The sequence below is a fragment of the Klebsiella sp. LY genome, assembly GCF_004010915.1.
In the GTDB taxonomy this organism is placed as follows: Bacteria; Pseudomonadota; Gammaproteobacteria; order Enterobacterales; family Enterobacteriaceae; genus Klebsiella; species Klebsiella quasipneumoniae.
Genome location: NZ_CP022444.1, coordinates 4,342,416 through 4,366,608 on the forward strand (window position 1 = coordinate 4,342,416; position 24,193 = coordinate 4,366,608).

The window sequence follows — 24,193 nt, forward strand, 5'->3', positions numbered from 1 at the left end:
CCGTGCAGGATCGCAATTTCGATGACATTGCTGAAAAGTTTTCGCGCAATATTTACGGCACCACAAAAGGCCAGCTGCGCCAGGCGATCCTCTGGCAGGATCTGGAGCCGCTGCTGGCGCAGCTGGGGCCGGGGCCGCTGAGGGTACTGGATGCCGGCGGCGGCGAAGGGCAAACGGCCATTAAAGTGGCGCAACTGGGCCATCACGTGACGCTGTGCGATCTCTCCGCTGAAATGGTGGCCCGCGCCCGCCAGGCTGCTGTCGATAAAGGTGTGATCGACAACATGCATTTTGTACAATGCGCGGCTCAGGATATTGCGCAGCACTTGGAAAGCCCGGTCGATCTGGTACTGTTTCATGCGGTGCTGGAGTGGGTGGCGGAGCCCCAGGCGGTGCTGCGTACCCTGTGGTCGACGCTGCGTCCTGGCGGCGGCTTGTCGTTGATGTTCTACAATGCTAACGGCCTGCTGATGCACAATATGGTTGCCGGTAATTTCGATTACGTACAACTGGGCATGCCAAAAAAGAAAAAACGCACGCTGTCGCCGGACTATCCGCGTGAGCCGCAGCAGGTTTATCACTGGCTGGAAGAGATTGGCTGGCAGATTGTCAGCAAAACCGGCGTGCGAGTGTTTCATGATTATCTGCGTGAAAAACGCCAACAGCATGACAGCTATGCGGCGCTGCTGGAGCTGGAGACGCGCTACTGTCGTCAGGAGCCGTACCTCAGCCTGGGCCGTTATATTCATGTCACCGCGCTTAAGAGCCAGGCTCATAGCCGCAGATGCAAGGATAAAGTATGAGTGAATTTTCCCAGACAGTCCCCGAACTGGTTGCCTGGGCCAGGAAAAATGATTTTTCTATCTCGCTGCCGGTCGACAGACTCTCTTTCCTGCTGGCGATCGCCACCCTGAATGGCGAACGGCTGGAAGGGGAAATGAGCGAGGGAGAACTGGTGGATGCGTTCCGCCACGTGAGTGATGCGTTTGAGCAGACCAGCGAAACCATCAGCCAGCGCGCCAATAACGCCATCAACGATTTGGTGCGCCAGCGTCTGCTGAACCGCTTTACCAGCGAAATTACCGAAGGCAATGCAATCTATCGTCTGACGCCGTTGGGGATCGGGATCACCGATTATTATATCCGGCAGCGCGAATTTTCGACGCTGCGTCTCTCGATGCAGTTGTCGATCGTCGCCGGCGAGCTGAAGCGCGCGGCGGATGCTGCGGAAGAGGGCGGCGATGAGTTTCACTGGCATCGCAACGTTTTTGCCCCGCTGAAGTATTCGGTAGCGGAAATTTTCGACAGCATCGACCTGACGCAGCGCATCATGGATGAGCAGCAGCAGCTGGTGAAAGACGATATCGCGCAGCTGTTGAACAAAGACTGGCGCGCGGCGATTTCCAGCTGTGAACTGTTGCTGTCGGAAACCTCCGGCACCCTGCGTGAACTGCAGGATACGCTGGATGCGGCGGGGGATAAGCTGCAGGCGAATCTGTTGCGCATTCAGGATTCGACCATGGCGCGCGATGATCTCCATTTTGTCGACCGGCTGGTGTTCGACCTGCAAAGCAAGCTGGACCGCATCGTCAGCTGGGGCCAACAGGCGATTGACCTGTGGATCGGCTATGACCGCCACGTGCACAAGTTTATCCGTACCGCTATCGATATGGATAAGAACCGCGTCTTCGCCCAGCGTCTGCGCCAGTCGGTACAGACCTATTTTGATGAGCCGTGGGCGCTGACTTACGCCAACGCCGACCGTCTGCTGGATATGCGCGACGAGGAGATGGCCCTGCGCGATGAAGAGGTCACCGGCGAGCTACCGGCGGACCTCGAATTTGAAGAGTTTAACGAAATTCGCGAGCAGCTGGCGGCGCTGATCGAAGCGCAGCTGGCGGTCTATAAAGAGAAAGGAATACCGCTGGATCTCGGCCTGGTGGCGCGGGAGTTCCTGGCGCAGTATCCGCGCGGGCGTCACTTCGACGTGGCGCGGATCGTCGTGGATCAGGCGGTACAGCTGGGCGTCGCCCAGGCAGATTTCACCGGACTGCCAGCCAAATGGCAGCCGATTAATGATTACGGAGCCAAGGTACAGGCGCATGTCATTGACAAATATTGAACAAGTGATGCCGGTTAAGTTGGCGCAGGCGTTAGCCAATCCGTTATTTCCGGCGCTGGACAGCGCCTTGCGCGCGGGCCGACATATCGGCCTCGACGAGCTGGATAATCACGCATTTTTGATGGACTTCCAGGATTATCTGGAAGAGTTTTACGCTCGCTATAACGTCGAGCTGATCCGCGCGCCGGAGGGGTTTTTCTACCTGCGCCCGCGTTCCACAACCCTGATTTCACGCTCGGTGCTGTCCGAACTGGATATGATGGTGGGCAAAATTCTTTGCTATCTCTATCTCAGCCCGGAGCGCCTGGCAAACGAAGGAATTTTCACCCAGCAGGAGCTGTATGACGAGCTGCTGACCCTGGCGGATGAATCCAGGCTGCTGAAGCTGGTCAACAACCGTTCCACCGGTTCGGATCTGGACCGTCAGAAGCTGCAGGAAAAAATGCGCGCGTCGCTAAACCGCCTGCGCCGTCTGGGGATGGTGTGGTTTATGGGCCACGACAGCAGTAAGTTCCGCATTACCGAATCGGTATTCCGCTTTGGCGCCGATGTACGCGCCGGCGACGACCCGCGCGAGGCGCAGCGCCGCCTGATCCGCGACGGGGAAGCGATGGCCCTGGAAAATCACCTGCAGCTCAATGATGAGAATGAAGAGAACCAGCCGGATAGCGGGGAGGAAGAGTAATGATTGAACGCGGTAAGTTTCGCTCGCTGACGCTGGTTAACTGGAACGGCTTCTTTGCCCGGACCTTTGATCTTGATGAACTGGTCACCACCCTCTCCGGGGGGAACGGCGCCGGTAAGTCGACGACCATGGCGGCCTTCGTCACGGCGCTGATCCCCGATTTAACCCTGCTGCACTTCCGTAACACCACCGAAGCGGGGGCCACCAGCGGCTCACGCGATAAAGGCCTGCACGGTAAGCTGCGCGCCGGAGTCTGTTACTCAGTGCTCGACGTTATCAACTCCCGCCATCAGCGCGTGGTAGTCGGCGTGCGCCTGCAGCAGGTTGCCGGGCGCGATCGCAAAGTCGATATCAAGCCTTTCGCCATTCAGGGGCTGCCCACCTCTATCCTGCCGACCCAGCTGCTAACCGAAACGCTGAACGATCGCCAGGCGCGCGTAGTCAGTCTCAATGAGCTGAAAGACAAGCTCGAGGCGATGGAAGGGGTCCAGTTTAAGCAGTTCAACTCGATCACCGAGTATCATTCGCTGATGTTCGATCTGGGCGTGGTGGCGCGCCGTCTGCGTTCCGCCTCCGATCGAAGTAAATATTATCGCCTGATCGAGGCCTCGCTGTACGGCGGGATCTCCAGCACCATTACCCGCTCGCTGCGCGACTACCTGTTGCCGGAAAACAGCGGCGTGCGTAAGGCATTCCAGGATATGGAAGCGGCGCTGCGGGAAAACCGCATGACTCTCGAGGCGATCCGCGTCACCCAGTCCGATCGCGATCTGTTCAAACATCTGATTAGCGAAGCCACCAACTACGTGGCGGCGGACTATATGCGTCACGCCAACGAGCGGCGTATTCATCTTGATAAGGCGCTGGAGTATCGTCGCGATCTCTTTACCTCGCGTTCGCAACTGGCGGCGGAGCAGTATAAGCACGTCGACATGGCGCGCGAGCTGCAGGAGCATAACGGCGCAGAAGGCGATCTGGAAGCGGATTACCAGGCCGCCAGCGATCACCTGAACCTGGTGCAGACCGCGCTGCGTCAGCAGGAAAAAATCGAGCGCTACGAAGCGGATCTTGACGAGCTGCAGATCCGTCTGGAAGAGCAGAACGAAGTGGTGGCGGAAGCCATCGATCGCCAGGAAGAGAACGAAGCCCGCGCCGAGGCCGCCGAGCTGGAAGTGGATGAGCTGAAAAACCAGCTCGCCGACTATCAGCAGGCGCTTGACGTGCAGCAGACCCGAGCCATTCAGTATCACCAGGCGCTGCAGGCGCTGGAGCGCGCGAAGGCGCTGTGCCATCTGCCGGACCTGACGCCGGAGAGCGCCGACGAGTGGCTGGAAACCTTCCAGGCGAAAGAGCAGGAAGCGACGGAGAAAATGCTGTCGCTGGAACAGAAAATGAGCGTGGCGCAAACCGCGCACAGCCAGTTTGAACAGGCCTACCAGCTGGTGGCGGCGATTAACGGCCCGCTGGCGCGCAATGAAGCCTGGGACGTGGCGCGCGAATTGCTGCGCGACGGCGTGAACCAGCGCCACCAGGCCGAGCAGGCGCAGGGGCTGCGCAGCCGCCTCAACGAGCTGGAGCAGCGCCTGCGCGAGCAGCAGGACGCCGAGCGCCAGCTGGCTGAGTTCTGCAAACGCCAGGGCAAACGCTACGATATCGACGATCTGGAAACGCTGCATCAGGAGCTGGAAGCGCGCATCGCTTCGCTGGCCGACAGCGTTTCTAACGCTCAGGAACAGCGCATGACCCTGCGCCAGGAGCTGGAGCAGCTGCAGTCGCGCACTCAGACGCTGATGCGCCGGGCGCCAGTCTGGCTGGCGGCGCAGAACAGCCTTAACCAGCTGTGCGAGCAGAGCGGCGAGCAGTTTGAATCCGGCCAGGAGGTTACCGAATACCTGCAGCAGCTGCTGGAGCGCGAGCGCGAAGCTATCGTTGAACGTGACGAGGTCGGCGCCCGCAAGCGCGCCATCGACGAAGAAATCGAGCGTCTCAGCCAGCCGGGCGGTTCGGAGGATCCGCGCCTCAACGCGCTGGCGGAACGGTTCGGCGGCGTTCTGCTGTCCGAGATCTACGATGATGTTAGCCTTGACGATGCGCCGTACTTCTCCGCGCTGTACGGTCCGTCGCGCCATGCCATCGTGGTGCCGGATCTGTCGCAGGTTGCCGAGCAGCTTGAAGGGCTGGAAGATTGTCCCGAAGATCTCTATCTGATCGAAGGCGATCCGCAGTCCTTTGACGATAGCGTATTCAGCGTGGACGAGCTGGAAAAAGCGGTGGTGGTGAAGATTGCCGACCGCCAGTGGCGTTATTCGCGCTTCCCGTCGCTGCCGCTGTTTGGCCGCGCCGCGCGTGAAAACCGCATTGAAACCCTGCATGCCGAGCGTGAATCGCTGTCCGAGCGTTTTGCGACCCTGTCGTTTGACGTGCAGAAAACGCAGCGTTTGCATCAGGCTTTTAGCCGCTTCATCGGCAGCCATCTGGCGGTGGCCTTCGAGGACGATCCGGAAGAAGAGATCCGCAAACTCAACAGCCGCCGCGGCGAGCTGGAGCGCGCGCTGAGCGCCCATGAAAGCGATAACCAACAGAACCGCGTGCAGTATGAGCAGGCGAAAGAGGGCGTGTCGGCGCTTAACCGCCTGCTGCCGCGCCTGAATCTGCTGGCGGATGATACGCTGGCCGACCGCGTGAACGAGATCCAGGAACGTCTGGATGAAGCGCAGGAGGCCGCGCGCTTTATTCAGCAGCACGGCAATCAGCTGGCGAAGCTGGAGCCTATTGTTTCGGTGCTGCAGAGCGATCCGGAGCAGTTTGAGCAGCTGAAAGAAGATTACGCCTATGCGCAGCAGACCCAGCGCGATGCGCGCCAGCAGGCTTTTGCCCTGGCGGAAGTCGTCCAGCGCCGGGCCCACTTCAGCTACTCCGATTCGGCGGAAATGCTCAGCGGCAACAGCGATCTCAACGAGAAGCTGCGCCAGCGTCTGGAGCAGGCGGAAACCGAACGCAGCCGCGCGCGCGACGCGATGCGTGCCCATGCGGCGCAGCTTAGCCAGTACAATCAGGTGCTGGCCTCGCTGAAGAGCTCGTATGACACCAAGAAAGAGCTGCTTAACGATCTGTATAAAGAGCTGCAGGACATTGGCGTACGCGCCGATGCCGGCGCGGAAGAGCGGGCCCGTGCGCGTCGCGATGAGCTGCACATGCAGCTGAGCAATAACCGCTCCCGTCGCAATCAGCTGGAGAAAGCATTGACCTTCTGCGAAGCGGAAATGGACAACCTGACCCGCAAACTGCGCAAGTTAGAGCGCGATTATTGCGAAATGCGCGAGCAGGTGGTGACCGCCAAGGCAGGCTGGTGCGCGGTGATGCGCCTGGTGAAAGACAACGGCGTCGAGCGTCGTCTGCACCGCCGCGAGCTGGCCTATCTTTCCGCCGACGAGCTGCGCTCCATGTCGGATAAGGCGCTCGGTGCGCTGCGTCTGGCTGTCGCTGATAACGAACATCTGCGCGACGTGCTGCGTATCTCGGAAGATCCGAAGCGTCCGGAGCGCAAAATTCAGTTCTTCGTTGCCGTCTACCAGCATCTGCGCGAGCGTATCCGCCAGGATATTATCCGCACCGATGATCCGGTGGAAGCGATCGAGCAGATGGAGATTGAGCTCAGCCGCCTGACCGAAGAGCTAACAAACCGCGAACAGAAGCTGGCCATCAGCTCCCGCAGCGTGGCCAACATTATTCGCAAAACCATTCAGCGCGAGCAGAATCGTATCCGGATGCTCAATCAGGGATTGCAGAGCGTCTCCTTCGGCCAGGTCAACAGCGTGCGTCTGAACGTCAATGTGCGTGAGACCCATTCGATGCTGCTCGATGTGCTCTCCGAGCAGCATGAACAGCATCAGGATCTCTTCAACAGCAACCGCCTGACCTTCTCGGAAGCGCTGGCTAAGCTCTATCAGCGCCTGAATCCCCAGATCGACATGGGGCAGCGCACGCCGCAAACCATCGGTGAAGAGCTGCTCGACTACCGCAACTATCTGGAGATGGAAGTGGAGGTTAACCGCGGCTCCGACGGCTGGCTGCGCGCGGAGTCCGGCGCGCTGTCCACCGGGGAAGCGATCGGTACCGGGATGTCGATTCTGGTGATGGTCGTCCAGAGCTGGGAAGATGAATCCCGCCGTCTGCGCGGCAAGGATATCTCGCCTTGCCGTCTGCTATTCCTCGATGAAGCGGCGCGTCTCGATGCCCGCTCCATCGCCACGCTGTTCGAGCTGTGCGAACGTCTGGAGATGCAGCTGATTATCGCGGCGCCGGAGAACATCAGTCCGGAGAAAGGCACCACCTATAAACTGGTGCGTAAAGTGTTCAATAATCACGAACACGTCCACGTGGTGGGGCTGCGCGGGTTTGCCGCGCCGCTGCCGGAAGCGCTGCCGGGAACGGCCGACGCCTCCTGAGGCTGCGGCAACATTCTGGCGGTTAAGCGGTGAAGAGGGCAACGTTAAGTTGCCCTTTTTTTCTATCCAGCCCGGTATGCCAGGGTGGTATAATCTTTAAACTTCTTTACATTAGGTAAGGCAAAAGCCTTTTCGTCTTTATATACTGAAAAAGAGCCCCAATTTTGTGGGCTGCAATGTGTGACAACAGGGGGCAAGGGATGTTGCTAAAGAAACGGTATGGTCGTCCATTGTCAGCGCTCAGCCTGAGCCTGGCACTGGCATTTGCTCCGCTGTTCAATGTCCAGGCCGAAGAGCCTGAAGTCGTACCCGGCGACAGTTCCGCGACGCCCGCTGAGGTCTCTGTCGCGCTGGCGCAAAGCGATGGGCAATCGCCGGCGGTCGCGAAGCTGGCCGGTGAGCAGCCGCTGTCGATGGCGACGGCGGCAAACAGTCGCGCCCAGATCGAGGCGCTGTTGCCGGCAGGGTATAAACCCGTCTTTATGAATCCGCTGGTGTCGCTGTACGCCGCCAGGGATATGAAACCGATGTGGGAAAACCGCGAGGCGGTGCAGGCGTTCCAGCAGCAGCTGGCGGAGATCGCCATCGCCGGTTTTCAGCCGCAGTTTACCACCTGGGTCAGTCTGCTGACCGATCCCGCCGTCAGCGGTATGGCGCGCGATGTGGTGCTGTCGGACGCCATGATGGGCTATCTGCACTTTATCAGCGGCATCCCCACCCAGGGGACCCGCTGGTTGTACAGTTCAACGCCGTACAAGATGGCGACCCCGCCGCTGTCGGTGATTAACCAGTGGCAGCTGGCGCTGGACAATGGCTCCCTGCCGGCGTTTATCGCCGGCCTGGCGCCGCATCATCCGCAGTATGAAGCCATGCATCAGTCGCTGCTGGCGCTGGTGGCTGATTCTCGCCCGTGGCCGCAGATGACCGGCAGCGGCTCGCTGCGCCCCGGCGAATGGAGCAATGATATCGGTGCCCTGCGCGAGATCCTCCAGCGTACCGGGATGCTGGACAATACCGCCAATATCGTTCTGCCTGGCGATGTGGTGAGCCCGTCGGCGAAGAAAAAGAGCAAACCCGCGGCGCGCGGCGTGTACGATCGCCAGCTGGTGGAGGGGGTTAAGCGCTTCCAGGCGATGCAGGGGCTGGGGGCGGATGGCGTCATCGGCCAGTCGACTCGCGACTGGCTCAACGTCTCTTCCGCGCAGCGCGCAGGGGTGCTGGCCCTGAACATTCAGCGTTTACGCTTACTGCCGGGCAAACTATCCACCGGCATTATGGTCAATATTCCGGCGTTCTCGCTGGTCTATTACCAGGACGGCAGCCAGGTGCTGGCCTCGCGGGTGATTGTGGGGCGTCCAGACCGCAAAACGCCAATGATGAGCAGCGCGCTGAATAACGTGGTGGTCAATCCGCCGTGGAACGTGCCGCCAACCCTGGCGCGCAAAGATATCCTGCCGAAGGTGCGTAACAATCCAGGCTATCTGGAGCAGCATGGCTACACCGTGATGCGCGGCTGGAACAGTAAAGAGACCATCGATCCTTATCGGGTTGACTGGTCGACCATCACCGAGAACAACTTACCGTTCCGCTTCCAGCAGGCGCCCGGGGCGCGTAACTCGCTCGGACGCTACAAGTTCAATATGCCGAGCTCCGATGCCATCTACCTGCACGATACGCCGAACCATAATCTGTTCCAGAAGGATGTTCGTGCGCTCAGTTCCGGCTGTGTGAGGGTGAATAAGGCTTCGGAGCTGGCCAATATGCTGCTGCAGGATGCGGGCTGGAATGACTCGCGTATTTCTGATGCCCTGAAGCAAGGGGACACGCGCTATGTCAATATTCGGCAAAATATACCGGTGAATTTATATTACTTAACGGCGTTTGTGGACGCTGATGGACGTACACAATATCGAACAGATATTTACAATTACGATATCACCGCGCGATCCAGCGCACAAATTCTGACGAAAGCTGAACAATTAATCAGGTAAATGAAGTAGTTCAATGGATTTTGTTGTCCTAGCACTGGGTAAAAAAGGGCGCTGCTCCTCTGCAGCGCCCGATTTTCCTGGGGTGAGGCTGCCTTGACGTTGGCAATAATGCCCGGTAAGGTGCCTTTCGTGCGCCAGAAGTGCATATACATATCATTCCGCTCAATGCGTGGCGCGGTCAGCGCGAACGCTCTCTTTTGCCGGGCTGCATCACGGCTGTGGCGAGCGATGGCGTGCTGAGGTTCAGCATCGCGCAAGGCGGAAAAAGTATATAACGATTCATTGACTGTAGACCTGATTATCATGGACAAATTTGACGCTAATCGCCGCAGATTGCTGGCGTTGGGTGGTGCTGCGCTGGGTGCTGCCGCCATTCTCCCTGCGCCGGCATTTGCCACCCTCTCGACCCCCCGTCCGCGTATTTTGACGCTGAATAACCTGCATACTGGTGAATCACTCAAGGCGGAGTTTTTCGATGGCAGAGGCTATATTCAGGATGAATTAGCAAGACTTAACCATTTTTTCCGTGATTACCGCGCGAATAAAATTAAGTCCATCGATCCAAATCTGTTCGATCATCTTTATCGGTTGCAGGGACTACTTGGCACCAACAAACCTGTCCAGCTTATCTCTGGCTATCGTTCCCTCGATACCAATGATGAGCTTCGCGCACGAAGCCGTGGTGTAGCAAAACACAGCTATCACACCAAGGGGCAGGCAATGGATTTCCATATTGAAGGTATTTCGTTAAGCAATATTCGCAAAGCGGCGTTATCTATGCGCGCAGGTGGTGTAGGATATTACCCACGTAGTAACTTTGTGCATATTGATACCGGTCCCGTAAGGCACTGGTAACGAAAGGAGCGTCATGAACTATCGTATTATTCCGGTTACCGCGTTCGCGCAGAACTGTTCTCTTATCTGGTGCGAACAAACCCGGCTGGCGGCGCTGGTCGATCCTGGCGGCGATGCTGAACGTATCAAAGCGGTGGTGACGGAGGCTGGCGTCACGCTGATGCAGATTCTGCTGACGCATGGCCACCTCGATCACGTCGGCGCCGCTGCGGAACTGGCGGAGCATTATGGCGTGCCGGTTATTGGTCCGGAAAAAGAAGATGAGTTCTGGCTGGAAGGCTTACCGGCGCAAAGCCGGATGTTCGGCCTGGAGGATTGCCAGCCGCTGCGTCCGGATCGCTGGCTCAATGAAGGCGATGTGGTTAATGTAGGGAATGTGGCGCTGCGGGTGCTGCACTGCCCAGGTCATACGCCGGGTCATGTGGTCTTCTTTGATGACGCTTCCCGACTGCTTATTTCCGGGGATGTGATTTTCAAAGGCGGAGTGGGGCGCAGTGATTTTCCACGCGGCGACCATGGGCAGCTGATCGCTGCCATTAAGGATAAGCTGTTGCCGTTGGGCGATGACGTGACCTTTATTCCCGGCCATGGTCCGCTGTCGACGCTGGGTGAGGAACGCCGCAACAACCCGTTCCTGCAGGATGAGATGCCGGTCTGGTAACCCACCTGACGCGAACATAAAAAAGGCCGCATTCGCGGCCTTTTTCTTGATATCGAATAATATTGCTTACAGCACGGCGACGATGGCTTCGCACAGCGGCGCCATGTTGTCAGGCGTCATGCCGGCCACGTTGATACGGCCGGACGCGACCGCATAGATGGCGAACTCTTCACGCAGACGCAGCACCTGCTCTTTCGTCAGGCCGCTGAACGAGAACATACCGTTCTGTTTGCTGATAAAGCTGAAGTCGCGGCTCGCGCCTTTTTCCTGCAGGGTATTGACGAACAGCAGTCGCATGCGCTGAATGCGCTGGCGCATATCGGTCAGCTCCTGCTCCCAGATCGCCCGCAGCGCATCGTTGCTCAGAATGGTCGCCACCACGGACGCGCCGTGCGCAGGCGGGTTGGAGTAGTTAGCGCGGATCACCGACTTCATCTGGCTGAATGCGCGGTCTACAGTCTCCTGATCGGCGGCGACCAGAGTGCAGGCGCCGACGCGCTCGTTGTACAGGCCAAAGTTTTTCGAGTAGGAGCTGGCGACCAGCAGCTCTTTATGCAGAGCAGCAAAGGCGCGCAACCCTTCAGCATCTTCTTCCAGGCCGCGGGCGAAGCCCTGATAGGCGAAATCGAACAGCGGCAGCCAGCCTTTCTCGACCGACAGCTGCGCCAGCGTCTGCCACTGATCGAGCGTGGGATCGATACCGGTCGGGTTGTGGCAGCAGCCGTGGAACAGTACCACGTCGCCTGCCTGGGCTTCGTTCAGGCTGGCAAGCAGACCATCAAAGTCCAGCGCGTGGTTAGCCGCGTCGTAGTAGGCATATTCACGCACTTCCAGCCCGGCGGAGGTAAACACACTCTTATGGTTTGGCCAGCTCGGGTTGCTTACCCACACGCGTTTCACGTCGGTGTTTTTGGCGAGGAAGTCTGCGGCGACGCGCAGTGCACCGGTACCGCCCGGGGTCTGCGCGGTGCGGGCGCGTTTATCGGCGATAATCGCATTGCCTTTACCGAACAGCAGCTCCTGGGTGCAGCGACCAAATTCAGGAATACCATCGATGCCCAGATAGTTTTTAGTCGTTTCATTTTCCAGCAGGTACTGCTCTGCTTTTTTGACGCTGGTCAGAACGGGGGTTTTACCAGTTTCATCCTTGTAAACACCAATTCCGAGGTTAATCTTTTCAGGGCGGTCATCGGCACGAAACAGATCGGCCAGACCTAAAATCGGGTCGGCTGGGGCGGCGGTAATGTTCTCAAACATGACGAGGTTCCATTGTGATTACTGAAGGGAAATCCGCTATCAGGTTAACGGGAGAACAACGAATTGCCAACCGTTTGCGACAAAAAGCGCGAAGGTTTTCGAAAGATACGATCTTTGCCTCACGAATAGAGAAAAGCAGGACCGAAGTCCTGCTCTGAAGGCATATCACGAAGGGGTGTACTGCAAATTAGAACTGGTAAACGATACCCACGGCCGCCTGGTCGTCGGTCGCTACGCCAGCTTCACGCGTATAAGCGTTGTCGTCCAGTTGGTTGAACTTGTACGCCGCATAGACGTTCATGTTCTTGTTGAAGTAGTACCAGGTACCCACTTCGACGTATTTAACCAGATCCGCATCGCCGCCGGAGAAGCCGCCGCGCGCCTGCAGGTCTTTGCCTTTGGTCTGTACGTAGCCTATGGACGGACGCAGGCCGAAGTCGAACTGATACTGTACAACGGCTTCGAAGTTCTGGGTTTTGCCAGCGAAGTAGTTACCCTGGTTTTCCGGGGTCATGTTGTAAGTCTGGGAGTACATGACGGCCGCGTAAACGTTGTTGGCGTCATATTTTGCAGAGGTTGCCCAGGCTTCGGCTTTGTCGCCATTGCCGTCAGCTTTCTGATCTACGCTACGGTTGGAACCGGAGTAGCCAGCAGACAGCGCAATACCGTTGTCGAACGCGTAGGTCGCCGCGGTGCTGAAGCCGTCGCCATTCTGCTTGTGAATCGAACGGTCGTGGTCGTTTTTACCCTGGAACTGCAGCGCGAAGCTCAGGCCGTCAACCAGACCGAAGAAGTCAGAGTTACGGTAGGTTGCCACGCCGTTGGTACGGCCGGTCATGTAGTTGTCGGTGTAGTTCCAGCCGTCGCCGCCCCATTCAACCAGCATATCGGTTGCTGCTTCGACGTCGTAGATTGCGCCGTAGTTACGGCCGTAGTCGAATGAACCATACTCGCCCGCTTTCAGACCTGCGAACGCCAGACGGGTTTTGGTCGGCTGGGAACCTTCAACATTGGAGGCGTCCATGTTGTATTCCCACTGACCGTAGCCGGTCAGCTGATCGTTGATCTGAGTTTCGCCTTTCAGGCCGATACGGGCGTAGGTGGTATCGTCGCTGCTGGTCTTGCCATTGGTGGTCCAGACGTGCTCGCCGACCATTTTTCCGTAGAAGTCCAGTTTGTTGCCGTTTTTGTTATAGATTTCTGCAGCGTTAGCTGCACCGGCTACCAGCAGGGCAGGGATCACCACTGCCAGAATATTGCGCTTCATCATTATTTATTACCCTCATTAATATTTTTTATATGAACACGTGCCACTGCCGTCAATAAGTTCTGTCAATAAAAACTTACAGAACCATTGATGAGAGTTTGGTGTCTGAAGGCATCTTTCCATCCGCGACAACGTTTCGCTAGCCGGAAAATGCTACTAATATCTCATATTAGTAACAAAACGAAAAAAAATGTAACTAAATATGTATTTCTGGGAACTTTGTGAACTTAATCAAAATTCCGTTCCACATGGTGAGGTAATTCCCCCTTCCATATCTATCTATATGAAATATTTATGATTAATTTGGATAAAGGTAAATTTGCTCATTTTATGTGTTGAATTAGCCTTCTTTTTACTCAGCCTTTGTCTTGGCAAGACGTGCGGCGCATGGTTAAAAGATGAGCAAATTTATCAGGGGTTTTGCTCTGTTATGAACAAAAAGTGCGATCTGTATCACCAGGATGCACCGAAACAGTGCGTAACATAAATGTGAATTCGAGGCCTTGATGTTTAAGTTTGTTGAATTTTGATAACAGTAATTGACATAAAAAAAGGCCAGCTTGCGCTGGCCTTTCAGGTTTATGTCAGAAAAATTTAGAATGTCGCGTTGCGCGGGGTCCGCGGGAACGGAATGACATCGCGGACGTTCTGCACGCCGGTCACGTAGGCGATCAGACGCTCGAAGCCCAGGCCAAAGCCGGAGTGTGGAACGGTGCCATAGCGGCGCAGATCGCGATACCACCAGTAGTCTTCTTTATTCAGGCCCATCTCGGCCATACGCGCGTCAAGCACGTCGAGGCGCTCTTCACGTTGGGAACCACCGATGATCTCGCCAATACCCGGCGCCAGGACGTCCATTGCCGCGACGGTTTTACCGTCTTCGTTAAGGCGCATGTAGAACGCCTTAATATCTTTCGGGTAGTTTTTCACCACCACCGGCGCTTTGAAGTGTTCTTCAGCCAGGTAACGTTCGTGCTCGGAGGAGAGATCCACGCCCCAGTACACCGGGTTCTCGAATTGCTTGCCGCAGTTTTCCAGAATGGTGACGGCGTCGGTATAATCCACCTGCGCAAAATCAGCGGTGATAAAGCGCTGCAGACGGTCGATAGCGTCTTTATCAACGCGCTCGGCGAAGAACTGCATGTCGTCCGCGCGCTCTTCCAGTACCGCTTTAAAGACGTACTTGAGCATCGCTTCCGCCAGGCCGGCAACATCGTTCAGATTGGCGAAGGCCACTTCCGGCTCCAGCATCCAGAACTCCGCCAGGTGGCGGCTGGTGTTGGAGTTTTCCGCGCGGAAGGTCGGGCCGAAGGTGTAAATCTTCGACAGCGCGCAGGCATAGGTCTCGCCGTTCAGCTGGCCGGAAACGGTCAGGAACGACTCTTTACCGAAGAAGTCTTTGTCGAAATCGACTTTGCCCTGATCGTTACGCGGCAGGTTTTCCAGATCCAGCGTCGACACGCGGAACATTTCGCCAGCGCCTTCGGTATCGGAGGCGGTGATCAGCGGGGTGGAGACCCAGAAGAAGCCCTGCTCATCAAAGAAGCGATGCAGCGCCTGCGCCAGGGTGTGACGCACGCGGGCAACCGCGCCGATCAGGTTGGTGCGCGGACGCAGGTGGGCCACTTCACGCAGATACTCGATGCTGTGGCGCTTGGCCGCCATCGGGTAAGTGTCCGGGTCTTCCACCCAGCCGGTCACTTCCACGTTGGTCGCCTGGATCTCAAAGCTCTGACCCTGGCCCTGGGAAGCCACGACTTTACCGGTGACAATCACCGAGCAACCGGTGGTCAGACGCAGCACTTCCTGATTGTAATTGGGCAGAGAATTATTAATAACGGCCTGTACAGGATCAAAGCAGGAACCGTCATAGACGGCGAGGAATGAAAAGCCAGCTTTTGAATCTCGGCGGGTACGCACCCATCCGCGGACCGTGACTTCGCTGTCAACGGCAACGCGGCCCTGGAGTACGTCGGCTACAGGCACAACGCTCATAATAATCTCTCTATATAGTCCAATAAAAAAGTCTCTTCCCCCTACAGCGGGGGGATATCTATGTTACCTGTCATCTTCCATCAGACAAGTAGATTTCGCATCATAAGCGGATAATTCGGCAATAAATAATAAAGAAAAAGGAGCCTGAAAGGCTCCTTAAGAAAATTAGCTCGCTTTTTTAATCGGCGGCAGGTCAAACGCCTCGCGCAGGGCGCGGACGAAGGCCTTATCGTGGCAGATGGTTTTCCCCGGGCTGTCGGAGAGTTTCGCCACCGGCTTGCCGTTACATTCCACCAGCTTAATCACGATATTGAGCGGTTTAACCTGCGGCAGATCGCAGGTTAAACGGGTGCCGATCCCAAAGCTCAGCTTCACCCGCGAGGCGAAGTGGCGATACAGGTCGACGGCTTTCGCCAGATCGAGATTATCGGAGAAGACCAGCACTTTGCTCAGCGGATCGATGCCCAGCTTCTGGTAATGGGCGATGGCTTTTTCACCCCATTCCACCGGGTCGCCGGAGTCGTGGCGCAAACCCTGATAGCGGGTGGCGAACTCCGGACCGAAATCGCGCAGGAACGCATCCATGGTGATGCAGTCGGTCAGCGCGATGCCCAGCTGGTCAGGATACTCTTCCAGCCAGGCGGCGAGGGCCGCCCGCTGGCTGCTGGCCAGGTTCGGGCTGATCTGCTGATGAGCCTGGAACCACTCATGGGCCTGGGTGCCCATCGGGGTTAAGTTGAGACGGCGCGCCAGATCGTAGTTGCTGGTGCCAACAAACCATGGCTCCTGCTGCAGGCGTTGCACAATGGCTTCCTGCACCTCGCGTGAAAAACGACGGCGGGTGCCGAAATCCATCAGGCGGAAGGCGCTCATATCGAGGTCAGCGGTCATGGTGGCGAAGTCGCCTAGCTTATGTTCAAGCGCGTTTAGCGCTTGTTCCACGCCCGTCTCGGGTGAACGGTAGCGATGGACCAGCTCGCTTATCACCGCCAGCAGCGGGACTTCCCACATGATGGCTTCCCGCCACGGGCCGGTGAGGCGAATGTTCAGCTTGCCGTTGTCATTGGTGACCGTGACCTGGCGTGGGTCATAGCGAAAATCGCGCAGCCAGTCGAGGTAATCCTGGCGAAAAAAAGGAAGGGTGGACAGCCAGCGATATTCATCATCCCGCAGCCTCAGGTCGCGCATGGACTCCACCTGCTCGCGGATCGCGTCGGCATAGATGCCGAGCAGGTCGTCTCCGCGGCAGCGAAACTCCGCCGCCACATGTACATCGCCGTAGCGGTGGAAGACAGCCTGCTGCATGTGCAGCTTGTAGGCATCCGTATCAAGCAGCGAGTGCAGTACAGGAGAAGTGAATTGTGTCATGGTGCGCAGTAGCATCCTCTCACTGGAGCGTTCCATCGAAACCAACGCGGAAAAAGGAGGCGGAGTATACCTTTATTACCCGGCTCTGTCCCGCGATGGCGAGCAATGGCGACGCTGACGGTCATTTGCGAGGCCTAGTTTAATATATTGAACATGGATCACACCACAAGCTTTGCGTCGGGTCGAGGGCATTTCGTGCCGCGAGTGTTAACAAAATGTAGCGATTTCCGTGTTTCACGTTGAAAAGATGAAGATTCTGCATAGCGCGATTGACACAACGGGAATAGACTGGGACGACACTTTACCGAAGATGCGAAAGGTTTTTTATGACACAACAGCCCCAAGCCAAATACCGCCACGACTATCGTGCGCCGGAGTATCTGATTAGCGATATCGATTTGACCTTTGACCTGGATGCCGCAAAAACCGTTGTTACGGCCGAGAGCAAGGTCTCCCGCCACGCGGCAGCGTCTGATGTGCCATTGCGCCTGGACGGCGAAGATCTGACTCTGATTTCGCTGCAGGTGAACGGACAGCCGTGGAGCGACTATAAAGAAGAAAACAATCAGCTGGTGATCGGCGGCCTGCCGGAGCATTTCACCCTGACCATCGTCAATGAGATCAGCCCGGCGGCGAACACCGCGCTGGAAGGCCTGTATCAGTCAGGCGAAGCGCTGTGCACCCAGTGTGAAGCGGAAGGTTTCCGCCACATCACCTGGTATCTGGACCGTCCGGACGTGCTGGCGCGCTTTACCACCAAAATTATCGCCGATAAAGCCAAATATCCGTTCCTGCTCTCCAACGGCAACCGTATGGCGGAAGGGGAACTGGAGAACGGTCGTCACTGGGTACAGTGGCAGGACCCATTCCCGAAACCGTGCTACCTGTTTGCGCTGGTGGCCGGTGATTTCGACGTCCTGCGCGACACTTTTACCACCCGCTCCGGGCGTGAAGTGGCGCTGGAGCTGTACGTCGATCGCGGCAATCTCGACCGCGCGCCGTGGGCGATGACGTCGCTGAAAAACTCCATGAAATGGGATGAGGAGCGCTTTGGCCTCGAGTATGACCTCGACATCTATATGATTGTCGCCGTCGACTTCTTTAATATGGGTGCCATGGAGAACAAAGGACTCAACGTCTTTAACTCCAAATATGTCCTGGCGCGGACCGATACCGCCACCGATAAAGACTACCTTGATATTGAGCGGGTAATTGGTCATGAGTATTTCCATAACTGGACCGGCAACCGCGTTACCTGCCGCGACTGGTTCCAGCTAAGCCTGAAAGAGGGGCTGACCGTGTTCCGCGATCAGGAGTTCAGCTCCGACCTCGGCTCGCGGGCGGTGAACCGCATCAACAACGTGCGCACTATGCGCGGGCTGCAGTTTGCCGAAGACGCCAGCCCGATGGCGCACCCGATCCGCCCGGATATGGTTATCGAGATGAACAACTTCTACACCCTGACGGTCTACGAAAAGGGCGCCGAAGTGATCCGCATGCTGCACACTCTGCTGGGTGAAGAAAACTTCCAGAAAGGGATGCAGCTCTATTTTGAACGTCATGACGGCAGCGCCGCCACCTGCGACGATTTCGTCCAGGCGATGGAAGATGCCTCGAACGTCGATCTGTCGCACTTCCGCCGCTGGTACAGCCAGTCCGGTACGCCGATTGTCACCGTCCATGACGACTATAATCCGGAGACCGAGCAGTATACGTTGACCATCAGCCAGCGTACGCCGCCGACCGCCGAGCAGGCCGAGAAGCAGCCGCTGCATATCCCGTTTGCCATCGAGCTGTACGATAACGAAGGTAAGGTGATCCCCCTGCAGAAGGGCGGCCATCCGCTGCACCCGGTGCTTAATGTGACTCAGGCTGAGCAGACCTTCGTCTTTGATAATGTCTATTTCCAGCCGGTACCGGCCCTGCTGTGCGAGTTTTCAGCACCGGTGAAACTGGAATACAAGTGGAGCGATCAGCAGCTCACCTTCCTGATGCGCCATGCGCGGAATGATTTCTCGCGCTGGGATGCGGCGCAGAGTCTGCTGGCGACCTACATCAAGCTGAACGTTAACCGTCATCAGCAGGGACAGCCGCTGTCGCTGCCGGTGCACGTGGCGGACGCCTTCCGCGCGATTCTGCTCGACGAGAAGATTGACCCGGCGCTGGCCGCCGAGATCTTAACCCTGCCGTCGGCCAACGAAATCGCCGAGATGTTCGCCATTATCGATCCTATCGCCATCGCCACTGTGCGCGAGGCGCTCACCCGCACCCTGGCGAACGAGCTGGCGGACGAATTCCTCGCGGTATATAACGCCAATAAGCTCGACAGCTACCGGGTGGAGCATGCCGATATCGGTAAGCGCGCCCTGCGCAATACCTGCCTGCGCTATCTGGCATTCGCAGAACCGACGCTGGGCGATAAGCTGGTGGCGGCGCAGTATCACCAGGCGGATAACATGACCGACGCGCTGGCCGCGCTGTCGGCGGCGGTTGCCGCTGAGCTGCCGTGCCGCGATGCGCTGATGCAGGAGTATGACGACAAATGGCATCAGGACGGCCTGGTGATGGACAAGTGGTTTATCCTGCAGTCCACCAGCCCGGCGGCCAATGTGGTCGAAACGGTACGCGGTCTGCTGAACCATCGTTCGTTCAGCATGAGCAACCCGAACCGCGTGCGGTCGCTCATCGGCGCTTTCGCCAGCAGCAACCCGGCGGCGTTCCATGCGGAAGACGGCAGCGGCTACCAGTTCCTGGTGGAGATGCTGACCGAGCTTAACCAGCGCAACCCGCAGGTCGCATCGCGACTGATTGAGCCGTTGATTCGCCTGAAGCGTTACGATGAGAAACGCCAGGCGCTGATGCGCGCCGCGCTGGAGCAGCTGAAGGGTCTGAAGGATCTCTCAGGCGATCTGTACGAGAAAATCAGTAAGGCGCTGGCGTAACCGTGGCGTAAACCCGGATTGCGGCGCACATTGCGCCCTGTCCGGGTTACCTGGTGCCGCGGTGATGTTGTCGGGTGGCGCGATGCTTACCCGGTCTGGAATACGCGGCAGATTTGTCGTTGGTCGCCCGGCTGAGCAAAGCGCGAGCCGGGGACATGTCGGATGACGATATGCCCCCGTTCTGACAGCAGACCGTTACTCCGGTCAGCCATGACTAAATAAACGCGGCACGCTCTCGCTCTTGCCGCGCTTCATCACCCGATCCAGTACCTCCGCCTCCAGCTCGGCCAGCTTCGCCGAACCGGTGCGCCGCGGTCGCGGAATATCCACGTTCAAATCGAGACCGATCTTCTTCTCTTCAATTAACAGCACCCGGTCGGCCATCGCCACCGCTTCGCTGACGTCGTGGGTCACCAGCAGGACCGTAAAGCCATGCTCCTGCCACAGGGAGACGATCAGCTCCTGCATCTCCAGACGGGTGAGGGCGTCCAGCGCCCCCAGCGGCTCGTCCAGCAATAGCAGGCGCGGGCGATGGATCAGGGCGCGGGCCAGCGCAACGCGCTGCTTTTGCCCGCCCGACAGCGCCGCCGGCCACTCCTGCGCGCGGCTCTCGAGTCCGACGCTGGCCAGTGCCTGCAGGGCGGCTTCGCGCCAGGCGCCTTTTAACCCCAGCCCCACGTTATCAATCACCGTTTTCCACGGCAGCAGGCGTGCATCCTGAAACATCATCCGGGTGTCGTCCTGGATCGCCGCCAGCGGCGTTGCGCCCGCCAGCAGCTCGCCGGCGTTCGGGTTTTCCAGGCCCGCCAGCAGGCGCAGCAGGGTACTTTTGCCGCCGCCGCTGCGGCCCACCACCGCCACAAACTGGCCGCTGGGGATATGCAGATCCAGCTCGTTAAGAATGGTGTTGTCGCCATAGCGTTTAGTCACCCCGTTCAGCAGCAGCGGGATACCTGGGTTTAGACGGGCAGTGTTCATGCGTTCGCCTCCTGAAGATGATACGCCGGGTTCCAGCGCAGCCAGAGCCGCTCCAGAAGCTGGGCGCTGACGTCGGCCAGTTTGCCAAGAATGGCGTAGAGAATGATGGCGACCACCACCACGTCGGTTTGCAGAAATTCACGCGCATTCATCGCCAGGTAGCCGATACCGGCGTTCGCCGAGATGGTTTCGGCGACAATAAGCGTCAGCCACATCAGACCGAGGGCGAAACGCACGCCGACCATAATCGAGGGTAGGGCGCCGGGCAAAATCACGTGACGGAAAAGAGCAAAGCCGGATAAACCATAGCTGCGCGCCATCTCCACCAGTCCACGGTCGATATTGCGGATCCCGTGCCAGGTGTTGATATAGATCGGGAACAGGGTGCCCAGCGATACGAGGAAGATCTTGGCGGTCTCATCGATGCCGAACCACAAGATCACCAGCGGGATCAGCGCCAGATGCGGCACATTGCGCAGCATCTGGATCGACGTGTCCAGCAGGCGCTCGCCCCAGCGTGACAGACCGCTGATCAGGCCTAGCACCAGCCCTATGGAGCCGCCGATGGCGAAGCCGACCAGCGCCCGCCACGAGCTAATGGCCAGATGCTGCCACAGCTCACCGCTGGCCGAGAGGGTCCAGAACGCTTTCAATACGCCCTCCGGCGAGGGCAGCACCCGCGTCGACAGCCAGCCGACGGACGAGGCCAGCTGCCAGACAATGACCGTTCCCACCGGCAGCAGCCAGGGGGCGAGGCGTAATAACAGGGGATGGGTTGATTTTGCCATCACGACCTCCTCAGCTCTGCGCCACTTTACGCGGGATAAACTCGTTAGCGACGGCTTCTCCCTGCAGGCGCAGGCTTTGCGGCTGCGGGACAGACGGCACCGCGATGTCGAGCAGCGGGAACAGCAGTTCGCCGACCCGATACGCCTCTTCCAGATGCGGATAACCGGAGAAGATAAAGCTATCGATACCCAGCGCGGCGTACTCATTGATCCGTTCGGCCACGGTGGCGGCATCGCCCACCAGCGCGGTCCCGGCGCCGCCGCGCGCTAAACCGACGCCAGCCCACAGGTTGGGGCTGATTTCCAGCTTATCGCGTCGGCCATTGTGCAGGGCCGCCATCCGCTGCTGGCCGACGGAGTCGGTTCTGGCGAAGGCTGCCTGGGCGCGGGCGATAGTCTCATCATCAAGATGAGAGATAAGGCTGTCCGCTGCCTGCCAGGCTTCCTCATTGGTTTCCCGCACGATCACATGCAGGCGGATGCCGAAACGCACCCGGCGACCGTGCCGGGCGGCTTTCTCCCGCACCTGAGCAATTTTCTCTGCCACCTGGGCCGGTGGTTCCCCCCAGGTAAGATAGAGATCGACCTGCTCAGCGGCCAGATCCTGCGCCACCTCAGACGAGCCGCCGAAATAGAGCGGCGGACGCGGCTGCTGGAGCGGCGGAAACAGCAGTTTAGCGTCGCGAACGCGCTGATGCTTACCGTTAAAGGTGACAGTTTCCCCTTCCATCAGCTTGCGCCAGATGTGGGTAAATTCAGCCGAGGCCTCATAGCGCTCGGTGTGGTCGAGGAAGACACCGTCGCCAGCCAGCTCGGCGGGATCGCTGCCGGTGACCAGATTGAACAGCGCCCGGCCGTTTGACAGTCGGTCCAGGGTCGCCGCCTGGCGCGCGGCCACCGTCGGCGACACCACGCTTGGCCTGAGGGCGACAAGAAATTTCAGCCGCTGCGTTACCGGGATCATCGAGGCCGCAACCAGCCAGGCATCTTCACATGAGCGCCCGGTCGGGATCAGCACGCCGGTGAACCCCAGCCGATCCGCCGTCTGCGCGATTTGCTGCAGATAGCCATAATCGACCGAACGGGCTCCCTCTTCGGTACCCAGATAACGACCATCACCATGGGTCGGTAAAAACCAGAACATATTCAGACTCATGATTTCGCTCCTTGTGCGGCGGCGGGCTGCCAGATGCGGGCCCGGATATCTACTTTTTTCGGCACCAGCTTGTTCTCATAGAACAGGTCGGCCGTCTGCTGCTGGCGAGCGGCGGTTTCGGCGCTCACCGGGGTAACCGAGGTGGGGGGACGATGGTCCAGGTAGCTGGCGATCACCGCCTCCGGTAACCCCATCGTTTTCGCCAGCAGCGTAATGCTTTGCGCGCGCTGGCTATGGGTCAGGGCATCGGCCTGCGTAAAGGTATCGAGTACACCCTCAATAAAGGCGCCATTGCGTTCAGCGTAAGGGCGGGAAGCGAGATAGAAGGATCCTGTCTGTTTCAGGTCGGTTCCGTCGGTTAGCACCCGGGCGCCGCCCTGCAGCAGCGCGGCGGAGTAATACGGATCCCAGATCGCCCAGGCGTCGACATTGCCCTGCTGGAAGGCGGCGCGCGCATCGGCGGGGGCGAGATAGACCGGCTGAATGTCGCTAAACTTCAAACCTGCCAGCTGCAGGGCGCGCAGCAGCAGATTGTGGGAGCTGGAGCCTTTCTGAAAAGCGACCTTTTTTCCTTTCAGCTCAGCAACGTTATGAATCGGGCTGCCCTGCGCCACCAGAATCACTTCCGCTTTGGGCTTGGGCGGTTCCGAACCGATATACACCAGATCGGCGCCCGCCGCCTGCGCAAAGATAGGCGGAATGTCGCCAGTGCTGCCGATATCGATGCTGCCAACGTTCAGCGCCTCCAGCATCTGCGGACCGGCCGGGAATTCTATCCACGAGATATGGGTCTTTGGGTAGCGCTGCTCCAGCAGCTGATGGCTTTTCGCCAGCACCATGCTGACGCTGCCTTTCTGATAACCGATGCGCAGGGCGTCAGGCGCCGCCGGGGCGGCGTGGCCCAGGGTGGAAAAGAGCAGCAGTCCGCCGAGGGTCAGAGCGCGGAGAGGATTAAGCATGTTCCACCCCACGCAGAGACGTTAATGACGGCGCGCGGCTGCTGGGGCGGTGCAGCGCCTGCCAGAAGGTCTCGAGGGCTTCATCGAGGCGCCGCTGCAGGTTCGGGGTAAACTGCGGCTTGTGCTGGTAATCGGTCACCTGGCTGTCGTCGGCGAAGACGCCGTGGAGGATCTCCTGAGCCTTGAGGGCATTCAGCACCGGCTTCAGGGCGTAGTCCACCGCCAGCATGTGGGCGATGGTGCCGCCGGTGGCCAGCGGCAGTACGATTTTGCCCTCCAGCGCCCGCTCAGGAAGCAGGTCGAGCAGCGTTTTCAGGGCGCCGGAAAACGAGGCTTTATACACCGGCGTGGCGATGATCAAGCCGTCAGCCCCGGCCAGCTGCTCATTGAGCGTCTGCAGCGCCGGGTTGTCAAAGCGAGCGTAGAGAAGGTCTTCCGGGGCAAAGTTCTGCAGATGCCAGTGGCAGACTTCGATATCGGCGGCGGTGAGCGTCTCTCTGGCATATTCCAGCAGGGCGCTGGAACGGGAAGGGTAACGCGGGCTGCCCGCAAGCGTAATGACGCGCATCTCTCTCTCCTTATAACTAAATGTTTGCATTTATCTATAATTGATAACATTTATAGTGAGTGTGACAGAGGGCCATTATTTCCCTAAATGATTTATCCACCGTTAGATAGCCGAAAAGCGCATAACGGCGCGCGGGGAGGTAATCGTTTGCGC

The 24,193-nt window shown here is 58.3% G+C and carries 17 protein-coding genes; 8 read left to right on the top strand and 9 right to left on the bottom strand.

Features of this window, described 5'->3' with window-relative positions:
• Window positions 1-2: 2 nt before the first annotated feature.
• The 7 genes from cmoM to CE636_RS24240 all read left to right on the top strand — a co-directional run bounded on the left by cmoM (window position 3) and on the right by CE636_RS24240 (window position 10,762).
• The gene (gene cmoM, locus CE636_RS24210) at window positions 3-803 is read left to right on the top strand and encodes a tRNA uridine 5-oxyacetic acid(34) methyltransferase CmoM (protein WP_017899447.1); all 801 of its coding nucleotides are present in this window, start codon (window positions 3-5) and stop codon (window positions 801-803) included.
• On the top strand, window positions 800-2,122 hold the full coding sequence (gene mukF, locus CE636_RS24215) for a chromosome partition protein MukF (protein WP_002898189.1): 1,323 nt from the start codon (window positions 800-802) through the stop codon (window positions 2,120-2,122). Before cmoM ends, mukF begins: the two co-directional genes overlap by 4 nt.
• Window positions 2,103-2,807: a chromosome partition protein MukE gene (gene mukE, locus CE636_RS24220; protein WP_004150840.1), complete on the top strand. Its 705-nt coding sequence runs from the start codon at window positions 2,103-2,105 to the stop codon at window positions 2,805-2,807. Before mukF ends, mukE begins: the two co-directional genes overlap by 20 nt.
• Window positions 2,807-7,255, top strand: a complete 4,449-nt coding sequence (gene mukB / locus CE636_RS24225) for a chromosome partition protein MukB (RefSeq protein ID WP_017899448.1) — start codon at window positions 2,807-2,809, stop codon at window positions 7,253-7,255. Before mukE ends, mukB begins: the two co-directional genes overlap by 1 nt.
• A gap of 200 nt (window positions 7,256-7,455) precedes the next feature.
• On the top strand, window positions 7,456-9,246 hold the full coding sequence (gene ldtD, locus CE636_RS24230) for a L,D-transpeptidase (protein ID WP_004201402.1): 1,791 nt from the start codon (window positions 7,456-7,458) through the stop codon (window positions 9,244-9,246).
• Between the two features lie 303 nt (window positions 9,247-9,549).
• Window positions 9,550-10,101, top strand: a complete 552-nt coding sequence (locus tag CE636_RS24235; RefSeq protein WP_004201403.1) for a YcbK family protein — start codon at window positions 9,550-9,552, stop codon at window positions 10,099-10,101.
• Window positions 10,102-10,114: 13 nt separating this feature from the next.
• Window positions 10,115-10,762 carry an MBL fold metallo-hydrolase gene (locus CE636_RS24240; RefSeq protein WP_004201404.1) on the top strand — a complete coding sequence of 216 codons (648 nt, stop codon included), beginning with the start codon at window positions 10,115-10,117 and terminating at the stop codon, window positions 10,760-10,762.
• Between the two features lie 66 nt (window positions 10,763-10,828).
• Here CE636_RS24240 and CE636_RS24245 read toward each other — a convergent pair whose 3' ends face one another.
• From CE636_RS24245 to pncB, 4 genes are all read right to left on the bottom strand, one after another.
• Window positions 10,829-12,019, bottom strand: a complete 1,191-nt coding sequence (locus CE636_RS24245) for an amino acid aminotransferase (protein ID WP_017899450.1) — start codon at window positions 12,017-12,019, stop codon at window positions 10,829-10,831.
• 187 nt (window positions 12,020-12,206) lie between these two features.
• A complete protein-coding gene (ompK35, locus tag CE636_RS24250; RefSeq protein ID WP_017899451.1) occupies window positions 12,207-13,289 on the bottom strand; it encodes a porin OmpK35 in 1,083 nt (360 codons plus the stop codon).
• A 591-nt stretch (window positions 13,290-13,880) separates the two neighbouring features.
• Window positions 13,881-15,281 carry an asparagine--tRNA ligase gene (asnS, locus tag CE636_RS24255; protein WP_017899452.1) on the bottom strand — a complete coding sequence of 467 codons (1,401 nt, stop codon included), beginning with the start codon at window positions 15,279-15,281 and terminating at the stop codon, window positions 13,881-13,883.
• Between the two features lie 165 nt (window positions 15,282-15,446).
• Window positions 15,447-16,649: a nicotinate phosphoribosyltransferase gene (gene pncB, locus CE636_RS24260; protein ID WP_004201408.1), complete on the bottom strand. Its 1,203-nt coding sequence runs from the start codon at window positions 16,647-16,649 to the stop codon at window positions 15,447-15,449.
• Between the two features lie 326 nt (window positions 16,650-16,975).
• On the opposite strand from pncB, the gene pepN reads away from it, so the two are divergent.
• The gene (gene pepN, locus CE636_RS24265) at window positions 16,976-19,591 is read left to right on the top strand and encodes an aminopeptidase N (RefSeq protein WP_017899454.1); all 2,616 of its coding nucleotides are present in this window, start codon (window positions 16,976-16,978) and stop codon (window positions 19,589-19,591) included.
• A 204-nt stretch (window positions 19,592-19,795) separates the two neighbouring features.
• On the opposite strand, the gene ssuB is transcribed toward pepN, so the two are convergent.
• From ssuB to ssuE, 5 genes are read right to left on the bottom strand one after another with little or no spacing between them, the layout of a single operon-like run.
• Window positions 19,796-20,569, bottom strand: coding sequence for an aliphatic sulfonates ABC transporter ATP-binding protein (gene ssuB, locus CE636_RS24270; protein WP_017899455.1), 774 nt, complete (start codon window positions 20,567-20,569; stop codon window positions 19,796-19,798).
• The gene (gene ssuC, locus CE636_RS24275) at window positions 20,566-21,357 is read right to left on the bottom strand and encodes an aliphatic sulfonate ABC transporter permease SsuC (protein WP_004201413.1); all 792 of its coding nucleotides are present in this window, start codon (window positions 21,355-21,357) and stop codon (window positions 20,566-20,568) included. The genes ssuB and ssuC overlap by 4 nt, the downstream gene beginning before the upstream one ends.
• Before the next feature lie 10 nt (window positions 21,358-21,367).
• A complete protein-coding gene (gene ssuD / locus CE636_RS24280; protein ID WP_017899456.1) occupies window positions 21,368-22,513 on the bottom strand; it encodes an FMNH2-dependent alkanesulfonate monooxygenase in 1,146 nt (381 codons plus the stop codon).
• Window positions 22,510-23,472, bottom strand: coding sequence for a sulfonate ABC transporter substrate-binding protein (locus CE636_RS24285; RefSeq protein WP_004201415.1), 963 nt, complete (start codon window positions 23,470-23,472; stop codon window positions 22,510-22,512). The genes ssuD and CE636_RS24285 overlap by 4 nt, the downstream gene beginning before the upstream one ends.
• Complete coding sequence (gene ssuE, locus CE636_RS24290; protein ID WP_004201416.1) at window positions 23,465-24,040, bottom strand: NADPH-dependent FMN reductase; 576 nt, start codon at window positions 24,038-24,040, stop codon at window positions 23,465-23,467. The genes CE636_RS24285 and ssuE overlap by 8 nt, the downstream gene beginning before the upstream one ends.
• Between the last annotated feature and the right edge of the window lie 153 nt (window positions 24,041-24,193).